Source organism: Leucobacter sp. NPDC015123 (genome assembly GCF_043080205.1).
GTDB lineage: Bacteria > Actinomycetota > Actinomycetes > Actinomycetales > Microbacteriaceae > Leucobacter > Leucobacter aridicollis_A.
The window spans coordinates 551,075-564,611 of sequence record NZ_JBIBVH010000002.1 but is presented as its reverse complement, the minus strand read 5'-3'; the positions used below and the strand labels follow the sequence as shown (position 1 = coordinate 564,611).

Below are 13,537 nucleotides of genomic sequence, written 5' to 3'. Positions count from 1 at the left end.
GATAGCTGTATGTTTGTCGCCGAATTCACCGTCCGTGCGCAGGCACGTTCGGTGGAGCAGTGAGATGGCTGAGCAGCAGCTCCGCCCACCCGGTATCCCGGGGTTCTCTTACGTGCGACCCCTCGGGTCAGGCGGTTTCGCCCAGGTGCACCTCTACGAGCAGGACATGCCTCGGCGCGTCGTCGCGGTAAAGGTACTCGACGCGGGGCAGGGGGCCCCGAACGCTGCCAGGTTGCGCGAGGTGTTCGAGGGCGAGGCAGACGTGATGGCGCGGCTCTCGAGCCATCCCTCAGTCGTCACGATCTACCAGGCGAGCATTTCGCTCGACGGTTCGCCGTACATCGCGATGGAGTACTGCCCTGCGTCGATGGGGGCGCTCACGAAGGGCCAGCCGGCTCAGCTGGCGGATGTGCTCGATGCGGGCGTACGTATCGCTGGTGCGCTTGAGACGGCGCACCGCGCTGGAGTGCTGCATCGAGACATCAAGCCCTCGAACGTGTTACTCACAACGCTCGGCAAGCCTGTGCTCGCCGACTTCGGCATCGCGTACGTGACGAAGCGCGGTCAGCCTGAGGAGGCCGAGGTCGCGATGTCGATCCCCTGGTCTGCCCCGGAGGTGCTGAGCCTCAAGGTGAGTGGTTCGGTTGCGACTGAGGTGTGGGCGCTCGGTGCGACACTGTATACGTTTGCAGCTGGCAGGTCTCCATTCGAACTGCCTGACCGCGCGCAGAACACAAGGTCGAAGCTCGCCGATCGGATTTCGAAGGCCAAGTACGTCCCAGTGCCAGGAGCACAGGGCTATGAACTGTTCGACAGGGTCATGGCGCGCGCGCTTGGTCGCACGCCGGCCGAGAGATTTGGGTCGATGCGCGAGTTTGGGGAGGCGTTGCAGGAGCTGCAACGCCACTACGCGTTTGAGGTAACGCCCCTTGAGGTTGTCGCCGAGGCATGGCTGCCGCGCGTCGAGAGTATCCCGGCTGGAACTCGTGGGCCAGTGGTGAGCACAGTCGGCGCGACCTCACGCGCGGAGGAACGCGCGCGGCTACTTGAGGAGCGCAGGGGCGCGGATCGTGACGGCGTGGTTCACGACCGGGCTCCGCTCTCGCCTGTGAAGGCAGGACTGCTCGGCGCCAGCATTGGCGTCGGCGTCGTCATAGCGGTTGGCGCAGTGCTGTGGGCGACGCTTGGCGGCGGGCTATGAGCCAGCAGTCGCAACGCGAGCGAGCGCGTCGGCCAGGTTCGGCTCGCGCCCGCGGTTGGATCGCTGGTGTCGCAGCCGTGGCCGTGGTCGCAACGGTCGGCGTGATCTCGAACGGGTTTGACTCTCGCGAGACGCCACGCGCCGAACCGAGCGTCTGGGTGATGCGCGACGCAGGCCAGTACGCGCGGGTGAACACCGAAACCGGCGAGATTGATACCGTTCGAAAGGTGAGCGAGCCCTCCGGCGTGGTGCAGCGAGGGGCTGACGGTGTGGTGCTGAGCCACGGAAACGGACAGGCCTGGCACATCGATGCGGCCAGCCCTGAAGACCTGTCAGATGACCGGGCACGCGGCGGAGAGGATCAACCAGGAGCTGGTGACGCTACGGAGCCTGAAGCCGGGGTCGACAGTGAGGCGGCCGAGCGCGCAGGGACCGGCAAGCAGCCCACACTTGGTTCCGCGGCAACTCCGCTCCCTGAAGGCGCTGAGGAGGTCATCGGCGCGGGCGAGCACCTTCTCGTGCGAACGGATACTGGCAAAGTGTTCATCGGCCCGGACGCTGGTTCACTCACGCAGCTCGACCTGAAGTCTGCGGGCGAGTCCAACGATCAGGATCCCGCGCTCGAGTTCCTCGCTGACGCTGCGGCGCTCGACGCTTCGGGTACGGTTGCCCTCTACTCGTCGAGCAGTGACACGTTGCTGCAGTACGACATTGGATCAGAACGGTTCCGCAGCGGGGTGACGCTGCCGGCTGCCGCGACAGGACTCGCCGAGCCCGAACTCGCCATCGTTTCGGGCGACTGGGTCGTGTTTGATGCTGCGAGCGGCCGAGTGTTTCGTGCAGGCAGCGAGCCTCAGATAATCGAGATTGCGGGCGCGGCGAGACTGCAGTGGAGCGGCGAAGGCGACGGGCCAGGCGCCGGGGGTGGCACTGCGGCGCTCATTGCCGACACGGCGGGACTCTGGCGTGTGCCAGCCACTGGCGAGCCCGAGCGGATCGCCGAGACCTCGGGAGTCCCCGCGCGGCCGAGTGCCGCGGGAAATTCGCGGGTCGCCGCATGGATTGACCAGGCCGGCGGAACGCTGTGGCGGAGCGACGCGACGGCGCAGGCTGGGCTCGAACCGCTGGGCTTCGACGAAGCCGCGGGCACGATCGGGGACCCGGAGCCGACGTTCTTCTCGAACGGGGAGCGGGCGGTGCTCGGTGAGACTCGCAGTGGCATGCTCTGGACCCTGCCCGAGGGGAGGCTAATTCCGCTCTCCCAGTGGACGATTTCGGATCCGCCGAAAGAGGATCGCGGTACCGTCGTCGTCGACGAGGTTACGGAACAGGTCGCGCCTGTCGCGCAGGACGACGCCTTTGGCGTCCGCGCGAGCGAGCCTGCGCAGCTACAGGTGCTGCTCAACGACTACGACGCGAACAAGCGCGACGTGCTCACGATCGTCCCCGAGTCGCTCAGCGAGTCGCCGCTGCCTGAAGCGTTTGGGAGTGTCGAGCTGCTGCCCGACTCCCAGTCGCTGATGTTTCGGCAGGCGGCTGGCGCTTCTGGCTCTGCGAGCTTTAGCTACCGAGTCACCGATGGCGCCCTGAGCTCGAAGGCCGCGACGGTGAAGCTTACTGTCGTGGACGACAGCGTGAACACAGCCCCTGAGTGGTGCCCGGTCGTTGGATGCCAGCTTGAGTGGGGTGTGCCAGAGATCGCCCCCGGCGGGACGCTTGTGCACCCGATCCTGGAGGGCTGGGTTGACCCCGAGGGCGACCCGATGCAGCTCGCCGGTGTTGAGATGCTCCGCCCAGAGGATCCGGCTCGCGCGATGGTTACCGCCGACGGCAGACTCGCGGTGAAGCACCTCGACCCGAACGCCGGGGCGTCTGAGATCATGCTGCGGATCATCGTGAAGGACGCGCACGGCTCTGAAGCGCGCCGCGATCTTCAGGTCGCAGTGCAGCCAAACGCTGTGGCGAAGTTCGTCGGCACCGCGGTGAGTACCGAGGTCGGGTCTGTCACGACGTTGAACCTGCTCGCACGCGTGTCTGGCGGCTCAGGCTCATTCGTGGTGCGAGACGTCAACGTGTTGAGCGGCAGTGACCGCGTACGGGCGACAGCGAAGCCAGCCGACGGCACAGTCGAGATTGCAGCAGCAAGCGCAGGTCAGGCGTTGCTCTCGGCCAGCCTCACGGACGTCGGGACTGGAGCAGAACTCACGGGCATTGTCAGGGTGACGGCGACAGACGATGGTGCCCCGCTCACGCTCCCGCCACTTCGAGCATTCGTGCGGCCATTCGCCGACTCGACTATTGAGGTGCTTGAGGCGATCCCCGGCGCTGGCTCCCGCGCGCTGACTGTCGCGTCGGCAAACGTCGTCGACGGTCAACTCAGAGCAGAGGTGATTGACCACTCGAAGGTTCGGGTCGCTGGCAGTACGGAGGATGGGTCGGCTGGACGCATCGGTGCCGCCGACGTTGTCGTCACTGAGGGGGATGCGCAGACGACGGGTCGGCTCACGGTGTTCCAGGTGCCAGAGGCGAGTCTCGGTGGCGCCATCGCGGTCGCCGATACCGCTACCGTTCGAGCAGGCGACGTCGTCGACATCCGGGTGCTCGATAATGACGTGTCGGCGCCTGGCGAGCGGCTCGTGTTGCACCCCGAGATCACTGGATCTGGCACTCGGGGGGAGCTCGCGTTCGCCTCAGGCAGCGTTCTTCGCTACCTCGCCCCCGAGAAGGCTGGAACGTACGAGCTCCGCTACACGACCTACGGCGCCTCGTCGCCCGAAGCGAGTGACACAGGAACTGTGACTGTGCGCGTGATTCCGAAGGGTGCGAATTCGAACCCGCACCCGCGCGAGCTCACCACGCGCGTGTCGCCAGGCGGCGTTGCCGAGGTTCGCGTACCGCTGTCGGGCGTTGACCCCGATGGCGATCGTGTGCGCCTGACCGGCGTCTCCCAGGGCGAGGACTCGCACGTCGCTGCAGCGATCACACCTGCAGGAAACTCAATCTCGGTGTCAGTAACGGGCGATGCGGAGGCCGGCCTGCATACCGTGACGTACACCGTGCAGGACGGCAGGGGAGGGACTGGGGAGGCTCTGATCCGAGTCATCGTCGCTGCTCAGCAGGAGACCGGCGCGCCGATCGTCTCAAGTGACTACGTGCGGGTAGCGCTCGGTTCAGAAGCTCCGGTGACGATCTCGCCGCTCGATAACGACATTGACCCGGCTGGCGGCAACCTGTCCATCCTAACTGTCGAGCCGAATCTTCCAGGGGGCTCAAAGCACCCTGACTACGCGCGTGCCGCTGCCAGGATCGACCTATCGGAAATGAAGCGGGGTCGCGTCGCGGTCGTTTCGGGCGACGAACCCGGGACGATCTCGTACCGGTACACAGTGCAGTCGAGCGCCTCGTCGAGCACCGCAGACGGACTTATCCTCGTGCAGACATCCGACCGAGTCGGGTCGCAGGCGCCGTCAGTGACAGACACTGTGATGAGCGTGCGCGACAGGCACGATCTCGCCAGAGGCGGCGTCGACGTTGTGGCCGACAAGGTGCGATGGGCGGCAGGCGATGTCGCGGGTCTCAAGCTCTCGCTCTGGGAAGAGACGACACCCGGCTGCACGGTGAAGGGAAACCGGATTCTAGGTGCCTACAAGCCTGAGGGCGACCTCGTTGCGTTCAAGCTGAGCGGCACCGACGCCGCGGGTGCCAAGGTCGCGAGCTACGGGTTTCTGATTGTGCCCCCACTCGATGACCTTCGTCTGACGCTTCGACAGGGGCTCGCGCCGCTGTCAGTCGACGAAAACAAGACTGTGCAGGCGACTGTGCCAACCCTCGTTGATGTCGGGGCGGGCGACACCGTAGAGCTGAAGCAGACGACCTTCCCTGTCGGGCGCACAGGGGCGAGCTGCGCGGCTACGTCACCAGACACCCTGCAGTACTCGGCCGGGTCAGAAGCGCCGTGGTCAGATGTCTGCGTGATCGACGTGCGGCTCGCCGGTCAGACAGCATGGACATCGCTCCCCGTCCCAGTGACGATCGTGCCACGCGAGCCAGTCGTGAAGCTCGATCCGCTCACGCGGACCGTGTCGCCTGGAGCTACAGAACAAATCGACCTCGCCGACATGGTGAGGTGGGAGGGCAACCGCGCGGGCGACGCGTCGAGGCTCAAGTTCTCGGTATCGGGATCGAGCTCGAAGTTTGACGTGCGAGCCTCGGGCACGTCGGTCACAGTCGAGGCGCGGGCAGACGCGACCCCTGGAAGCCAAGAGAGCTTGACGGTCGCGGTAGCGGGCGCAGGAGAATCCCGCGCGCAGCTCGTGCTTCGGGTCGGACAGCTCCCGCGCGACACCCCGCGCGGCGCGACCGTGGAACTGCGGTGCACGGTCGGGTCGAACTGCGCCACGAACGTGATCGGTGCTGCCGGGGAGTACGATCCGTTCGCAGGCAAGCAGGGCGGCGGCTTGAAGGTCGAGAGTGTTTCTTCCTCCGGGTGCGCAGTTGCGACGGTGCGGCGGGCGAGCGACACCGGGATTTCAGTGGCCTGGGCAGACGACCGTGGGCCGGGTGGTCGGTGCACCGTTGGTTACACGGTGCGAGACGCGCAGGGCAGGCTTGGCGAGGGAAGCATTGAACTCGATGCTCAGGGCGTGCCTCGCGCGCCGGTGAGCGTTATTCCGACGGGGGCGAGCGCCGACGGCGTGACCTTGAGCGTCGCGCTCAACCCGCAGTCCGCGCACCCCGCCGTCACGGGGGTTGAACTCGTGACGAGCAGCGGAGCTGCCGCGGGCAGTTGTTCGCTGGCAGGTAGCTCCGCGACATGCACAGTGACCGGGCTGCAGCCTGGCAAGGCGAACCAGCGCACATATTATGCGCGGGCAGTGAACAGCGTTGGAGCTTCCGATCGCACTGCGAACGGTGCAACGACCTGGGCGTACGCCCCGCCTTCAGCGCCGAAGGTCGAGGCCACCCAGGTCTCCGATAAGGCGAATACTTCCACGACGCAGGGCAAAGTGGATGTCCGCATCAGCGGCTCGGACACGGCCAGGACGTTCAGGCTGAGTGTCGGCGACAATCAGGCAATTGAGGTTGGCCGCCGCAGCGTGCAACAGCTTCCCGTCGGCCAACAGACGCTGAGTGTCATCCCTGAGGACGGCGAGATCCCACCCGGGTACTCCGGGTCAGGGCAGGGAAGCGCAGGGGCGGCGGTTGTGACAGTCGCCGGCGCCCCGATCGCCGCCGCGAGCAGGATCGTGCCAGACGCCGCGGGAGCCGGGGCTGCCACCATCGAGTATGAAGAGTGGGGCCAAAATCACGGGCCCAAGATTGAGTACACTTTCGGGCTCTCCCGCGAGGGCGCCGGGCAGCCGAGGTGCACACAGTCGTCCCCGAAGTTCACCGGCCTCACTAAGTTCTCGCAGTACTCCGGAGTCATGTGCGCGACAACTGAGTTCGGTACGACAACTGCGCAGCTGACTCCAGTGTGGGTTGGCGGGACGCCCGAGGCGCCTGTCGTCTCGCAGGGCTACGTCGTCGCCCCCGACGCGACAGGAACTGGAAACGTGCGGGAGTACAGCGGCATCGCTGCTCAGCCCGTGTTCTCGGGAACTCACAGCGCGGCCCGCCTCTACTTCAGCAACGGCGATGTTGACACGCTGACGCGGTCACCGATATCTGGTTCCCTCTCCGTGAAGCAGTGCGTCGGTGCACCGGCGGCCGGCCGCTGCTCGCCAGAGGTGCAGGTCACGCCTCGCGACGGCGGGCCTGGCGGCGTGCGCGTCACCCAGATCGTCGAGTGCGTGCCGGCTACAGGCGACCCGGCTGCGAGCTTCCGCGTCGAGGGAGACGCACCGGGTACCCCGACCTACACAGTCACGGGAGCCGATGTCGAGATCGCATGGCCTGCTGGGCAGTGGAACCCGGTAACGTTCCAGGGAGCGGCTTGTGCAACTCAATAGCAGGCGCGTGCAGGCGCCGCACCTCCGACTCTCCCAGCCAGCTCAACCCAAAGGAACCCATGAGCACTGACACCGCATCGCAACGCCAGGCCGACTCGGCGACATTGACACCGGAACAAGCACAGTGGGTGGCGCAGGTATTTGAAGCGTGCGCTGACTCGATCGAACAGGTGATCCACGGCAAGCGGAGGGTTGTGGAACTCGTGCTCTCGACGGTGCTTGCGGGCGGCCACGTGCTCCTGGAGGACGTGCCTGGTACGGGCAAGACCGCCCTGTCGCGCGCCCTCGGCCACGTGATCCAGGGAACATCATCGCGCATCCAGTTCACCCCAGACCTGCTGCCAGGAGACGTGACGGGCGTCTCTGTCTTCGACCAGCGAAACGGTGCGTTCGAGTTCCATGCCGGCCCGATCTTCGCGAACGTCGTTCTCGCCGACGAGATCAACCGGGCAAGCCCAAAGACACAGTCGGCGCTGCTCGAAGTAATGGAGGAAGGCCACGTCACTGTCGACGGTAAGACTCACGAAGTGGGCACCCCGTTCACTGTGATCGCCACCCAGAACCCCATTGAACAGGCAGGCACCTACCGGCTGCCTGAGGCGCAGCTTGACCGCTTCATGATCAAGAGCTCCATCGGCTATCCCGATGATGCGGCAATGATGCGGATCCTGCAGGGAACCCGAACGGATCAGGAGGAGATCCGCCCCGCCGTGACAACGGCGATGGTGACCCAGGCGCAGCAGTTCACCCGCCGCGTGCACGTTGGCCCGGTTGTTGCGGACTACGCGGTGCGGATCGTCGAAGCCACACGGCGCGCCCGCGAGGTGAGGCTCGGGGCGAGCGTTCGTGGAACTGTCGCGCTTGTGCGCCTCGCCTCGGCATGGGCGGCGGCGCACGGCAGGCACTTTGTTACCCCAGACGACGTGCGCGACCTCGCGCTTGTGACGCTCGCGCACAGGCTCGTACTCGAACCCGAAGCAGAGTTCGACGGTGTGAGCGCTGCCGACGTCGTCGGCCGGATCCTGCTCGACATCCCGCTTCCGCAGGAGAACGGCGCGACGTGAAGCAGGACACCTCCCGCGCCCCCGACCGGGGCGGGTGGAGCCGCACGCAGACGCACGGAACCACCCGCGCCGGGGACACCTCCACGCGGCCGCTAGCTGAAGCGTCGGTGCGCCGTGGCATTCGGGCCACGCGTGTGCGCCGTGCGTGGCGGGTGACGCGCAGCCGGCTGCGCAGGGTGACGCGACGGGCGACGAGCGCGGTCACGCCAGCCGGCTGGCTGGCGATCGCCGCGCTGCTCATTGGCTGTGCCCTTGGGGCGCTGTTTGGCTGGGTCGAGGCGTGGTTCGTTGGCATCGTGTTCGGCGTGCTGCTGGCAGTCGCGCTGCCGTTCCTGCTCGGCAACCGTGCCTACCTCGTTCGCATTAGCGTCGACCGACTGCGCGTCGTCGCGGGTTCGGCAGTTGAAGTGCGTGTAGCCGTCGAAAATGCGAGCCGGCGGCCTGCCTTGCCCGCGACCGCTGAGCTGCCAGTAGGCGATGCTCTCAGGGAGGTGGCCGTTCCGTTCATTGCCGGTCTCGCGAGCGTCGAGCTGCCCGTCGCTGTTGAAGCGGCGAAGCGCGGGGTCATCGCCGTGGGGCCGCTGACCCTCGCCAGACGCGACCCACTCGGGCTGCTCCGCAGAGAAGTCACGTGGCGGGACACCCACCTGGTGCGTGTTCACCCGCAGACTGCCACGCTCCCGCCAGGCTCAGCGGGCATGGTCCGCGACCTCGAGGGCGCCGCGAGCTCGCGCCTCACCGACGCCGACCTCTCATTCCATGCGGTGCGCGACTACCTTCCTGGCGACCCACTGCGCCACGTGCACTGGAAATCGACGGCGAAAAGCGGCACGCTGATGGTGCGCCAGTACGAGGAATCCCAGACGGCAAGAGCTGCCGTGCTCTTCGACGCCGACCTCGACTCGTACGAAACAGCAGATGAGTTCGAGCTCGGCGTCAGCGTCGCGGCGTCGATCTCAGTGCAAGCAGTGCGCGAGGGGCGAGAGCGGTTCATCGCTCGGGGTGCGGGCTGGCAAGCGAGGGCGAAGGCTCCGCGTCTTGGCGGTCTCGTCGAACTCCCCTCTCACACTCCAGAGCAACTGCTCGACGCCTGGGCAGAACTTGTCGCTCCAGAGGAGCCGCCGCCAATCGAGTGGCTTGCGCGGAGCCTCGCTGAGTCGCGGCGCCAGCTCTCGATTGTCACGATTGTCACGGGGTCGGCGCCCGACCTCACGCGGCTGCGCAGGGCGGTCGTCGCCCTGCCGCAGGGCATCGCAGTTGCAGTTGTCAGGTGCGAAACTCTCGCCGAGCCTGCAGCGCGACTCACGGACGGCAGCGTGTTCTTCACAGTCGGTGCCCTCACCGATCTCCCGCAACTTCAGGCCCGGGGAGGGCTGCTGTGAGTCGCGTCGAGCGGCGTAAGACCGGGGCCAGTCAGGGCGCGGGCGGCACGTTTGGGGCCGCCGCTCTCGCGGCCACTGCAGTCGTTCTCGCCGTGGCTGCTGCGTGGCCAATCTACGAGACGGCACAGCTCTGGATCACGGTTGGCGTTGCCGCAATGGCCGCCTTCGCTATCGTGTGGCTCGGGACAGCTCTGCGCTGGGGCGGCTTCACGCTCGTCGCCCTCGTGCTCGCGTTCGTTGCGCTCGTGCTGCCTGTGGCGACTCCACAGGTATTGGCGTCGGGGCCTGATGTCTGGGGGATCCTTCGCGGACTCGGTGACGCGCTCGCAGCCGTCGCGCTTGGTTGGAAACAGCTCCTCACGTTGACGCTTCCTGTCGGAAGCTATCAGACCGTGCTTGTGCCCCTCTTTACCCTTGTGTTCGTTGTCGTGGCCGCGTCAACGGCGCTCGCCCGAGGCGGCCGCCGCGCTGCGGTGTTCGCTGCCCTTCCGATGCTCGCACTCTCGGTGTTCGGAACTGTATTTGGCTCGTCCGCGGTGAGCTCGCCGCTCGGCATCGGCCCGCTCACAGTGGTGGCGCCTCGCGAGACCGGACTGTGGATTGGAGCGGTAGCCGCTGCGGCGGCTTGGATGGTGTGGGCCGCCGGCCGCGACCGGAGGGATGCGCTCAAGCGAGGCAGGATCGCGCGGGCGGCAGCACCGGGCGGCGGTGCTGGGGTCGGTGCTGCGCGCCGGAATACGCTCGCACGTGGCGGATCCGCGCTGCTCGTCGCTGCCCTGGCTGTAACGGTCGGGGCGGTTGCCGCCCCAGCGCTGTCAGGGAGCACCCGGGCGGTGCCTCGCGACAGTGTTGATCCTGAAGTCGTCGTGCGTGAGCAGGTGAGTCCGCTTGCGGAGTACCGGTCGTTTAAGCGCGATGACTCGCTCAGAGACGAGCTCTTCAGCGTGGAGGGGGCCGGGGCCCTTCCGAGTCGACTCCGCATCGCCGTGCTCGACGGCTACGACGGCGTCGATTTCTTCGTCGGCGACCCCGGCGGCACCGGCAGGTTCACCCGGTTCCCGAGCGGATCGCGCGTGACCGACCCCGCGAAGATGACAGTGCGAATCGGGCAGGGATACACGGGCGTCTGGGTGCCGCTCGCGACGCCGCTTGCGGCACCGCCGCAGTTCCGCGGGCCCCGCGCGGCTGAACTCGCCGACAGTTTTTACGTCAATCGCGATACGGGCGCTGCGGTTGCGGTACCAACCGCAGCGGGGCTGAAGGCTGGTGATGCGTTCACCGCGACGGTGTCGGCAGCGCCCGACCCAGTGCTTGGCGCGGCGCCAGCGCACACGCAGCCACTCATTGACAGCGAGGAATTCCCGCAACTGACGCGGTGGCTTGAGATGCAGGGTGTCTCGCCCACCGCGAGCGGGCTTGAGTCTGCAATCAACAGCCTGCGGGCGCGCGGCTACCTCAGTCATTCACTCACCGACGGCGACGGCGAGAACGCGTGGTTGACTGAGTCTGGTGCAGACGCACCGACCTCGTTCGTATCAAGCCCAGGGGGCCACTCGACCGCGCGCGTCGAGCAGCTGTTCTCGCAGCTCATCGAGCAACAGGAAGCTGCAGGGGATCGGGCTCCCGACGAGGAGCTCGTCGCAGCGATAGGCGACGACGAGCAATTTGCGACGGCAGCCGCATTGCTCGCACGTGCGCTCGGGTACGACTCTCGAGTTGTCGTGGGCGTTCGGGTGGGAGCCGAGTCTGCCGGAGTGCCGGGCGTGCCCGCGTGTGCAGATGTGTGCGAGGGCAGACATGTTGCAGCGTGGATTGAGGCGAAGGGCGCCGACGGGGTCTGGGCGCCGCTCGACGTTTCGCCGCAGACCGAGGTGCCGCCGCTACTCGTGCAGAAGGGTGAGCAGCTCCCCGAGTTCCCGACAACTCCTGAGGAGCGCGATGCGAGCGAAAGTGAGCCGCCCGTCGGCTCGTCCAACGACGACGGCACTGCTGAGGACGAGCCTGAACGGCAGGCCGACCGTGGTGTCTGGCCGCTGGTTCGAACTGGGCTGCTGCTCGCCGCAGCTGCAGCGCTCTTGGCTCTCGCGTTGCTCTTCATTCCGCTCGTCAAACGAGTGCGCCGACGGGTGCGCGCTCGGCAGCCGCTGCCAGAGCTGCGTGCGCTCGGGGCGTGGAATGAGCTCGTCGACCACTGCACCGACACAGGCAACCGCCCTCGCTTTGGCGGCAGCCGATCCGACATCGTCGCCGAGCTCTCTGAGGCAGGCGTGATGTCGCAGCACGGGGCGTGGATCGCTGCGACCGTAGACCAGGCAGTGTACGCTCGCGAGGGGGTGTCGGATGAGGCCGCCGATCACCTGTGGGCGGTAGTGCGCGAGCACATCCGCGAACGTGATGCACGGCTCGGGTTCTGGGGCAGACTACGCTCCCAGTACTGGCTCGGGTCATTCATCGCTTCCGCATCGGCTCGTAGCCGCCCCCGCCCCACTCCCCGAAACGAAGGAGCCAGCTCATGAACAGCGTCGAGCTCGACTACGCGACGCTGACTGACGTCGGGCGCTTACGCCAGGTGAACGAGGATTCGGTGCTCGCGGAGACACCGTGCTTCCTTGTCGCCGATGGCATGGGTGGTCACGAAGCGGGAGACCTTGCGAGCCAGGCCGCGATTGCGGTGTTTGCTGAACAGGTTCAGCGCGGTCAACCGTCATCTGTCGCGCTTGCCGGTGAGGTGCTGAACGCAGCTCGTCTGGCTGTCGCCGAGGTCGCGGCCGGGCGGGAACGTGGGGCTGGCTGCACGCTGACCGGAGCCATCCTTGTCACCCATGACGGCGAACTGCACTGGCTTGTGTTGAACATTGGTGACTCGCGCGTCTACATGCACCGCGGCTCAGAGCTACGGCAGATCACCGTCGACCACTCGCTCGTTGAGGAGGTTCGGCGCGGTGACGCAGGGGCAGAGCTGCCGCCGCGGAACATCATCACTCGAGCGCTTGGATCGAGTGATTCGACAGCTGATTCCTGGCTGCTTCCCGTGGAAACTGGGGCGCGTCTGCTCATCTGCTCAGATGGGCTGACTTCGGAACTTGCCGACGAAGAGATTCGAGCGGTGCTGACCATGGGAGGCCGTGCCGACGCAGTCGCCGCCGAACTTGTGCACCGCGCGAACGATGCCGGGGGCCGCGACAACATCTCAGTTATCGTGCTTGACACTGTTGTCGGCGGCCGCAGTTGGCACGTTGACGACGGTACAGACGAAGAGACTGATGACGGAAAGACGGTGACCGCAACGCGGCCAGTGCCCCGACAACGGAGCGAGGCGCCGAGCGCATCTGAGGGCGCTTTGATGTCTGCGGACGCAGCCTCGACGAGTGCGGCGCACGACAGTGAGCAGGCCTCGTGAGCGGCGACCCCGACGGCATCAACGGCGACGTCGAACGGACCGAGCCTGTCACGGCGTCGCACGGGCGTGACGATGCAGGCCGCTCGCGGGCGGCGCGGGCGCAGCCCGGTGCGCCAGTCCCCGAACCTGTCGAGCAGCCTTCCCCCGAGCTTCTTGCCCAGATGTTCAAGCCACCTATCGATGCTCGTCGCCGCGCGCCCGCGTCGCCGTTTCCGATAGTTGATGATGATCGCCCCCGGGAGGGAGTGCGTTCGAGCCTGCCGGTAATGTACGGCCGGCGGTCCGAGAAGCAGGGCGTCGCCGCCCCGGAGAGCGAGCTGAGTACTGGGCTCGGCGATCCTCCGGCGGGCTACGTCCTCCCGGTTGCCGCCCGCGCTGACCTGCCGTCGCTCACCGCGATGAATCGTCGCTTCGCGATTTTCGCGTTCGTTGGGGGCGCTGCGGTAGCTGCGCTCGCAGTGTCCGGCGTGTGGTGGATTGTCACCATGCTGCTCTAGCTCACTCATTAGGATTGCCGCGCGTGCACATCAACCGTTGCG

Annotated in this window: 7 protein-coding genes; all 7 read left to right on the top strand. The window is 66.7% G+C overall.

The features are described 5' to 3' along the window. Positions 1 to 64 precede the first annotated feature (64 nt). From ACF07D_RS06355 to ACF07D_RS06325, 7 genes are read left to right on the top strand one after another with little or no spacing between them, the layout of a single operon-like run. Positions 65 to 1,201, top strand: coding sequence for a serine/threonine-protein kinase (locus tag ACF07D_RS06355; protein ID WP_391504309.1), 1,137 nt, complete (start codon positions 65 to 67; stop codon positions 1,199 to 1,201). Beyond that, positions 1,198 to 7,152, top strand: a complete 5,955-nt coding sequence (locus tag ACF07D_RS06350; RefSeq protein WP_391504308.1) for an Ig-like domain-containing protein — start codon at positions 1,198 to 1,200, stop codon at positions 7,150 to 7,152. Before ACF07D_RS06355 ends, ACF07D_RS06350 begins: the two co-directional genes overlap by 4 nt. A 59-nt stretch (positions 7,153 to 7,211) precedes the next feature. After that, positions 7,212 to 8,216: an AAA family ATPase gene (locus ACF07D_RS06345; RefSeq protein ID WP_391504307.1), complete on the top strand. Its 1,005-nt coding sequence runs from the start codon at positions 7,212 to 7,214 to the stop codon at positions 8,214 to 8,216. Further along, the gene (locus ACF07D_RS06340) at positions 8,213 to 9,598 is read left to right on the top strand and encodes a DUF58 domain-containing protein (protein ID WP_119282598.1); all 1,386 of its coding nucleotides are present in this window, start codon (positions 8,213 to 8,215) and stop codon (positions 9,596 to 9,598) included. Before ACF07D_RS06345 ends, ACF07D_RS06340 begins: the two co-directional genes overlap by 4 nt. Then, on the top strand, positions 9,595 to 12,114 hold the full coding sequence (locus ACF07D_RS06335; protein ID WP_391504306.1) for a transglutaminase domain-containing protein: 2,520 nt from the start codon (positions 9,595 to 9,597) through the stop codon (positions 12,112 to 12,114). The genes ACF07D_RS06340 and ACF07D_RS06335 overlap by 4 nt, the downstream gene beginning before the upstream one ends. Continuing rightward, positions 12,111 to 12,998: a PP2C family protein-serine/threonine phosphatase gene (locus ACF07D_RS06330; RefSeq protein ID WP_391504305.1), complete on the top strand. Its 888-nt coding sequence runs from the start codon at positions 12,111 to 12,113 to the stop codon at positions 12,996 to 12,998. The genes ACF07D_RS06335 and ACF07D_RS06330 overlap by 4 nt, the downstream gene beginning before the upstream one ends. Continuing rightward, entirely contained in the window at positions 12,995 to 13,495 is a 501-nt protein-coding gene (locus tag ACF07D_RS06325; RefSeq protein WP_119282601.1) for a hypothetical protein, read from the top strand. The genes ACF07D_RS06330 and ACF07D_RS06325 overlap by 4 nt, the downstream gene beginning before the upstream one ends. Positions 13,496 to 13,537: the final 42 nt, after the last annotated feature.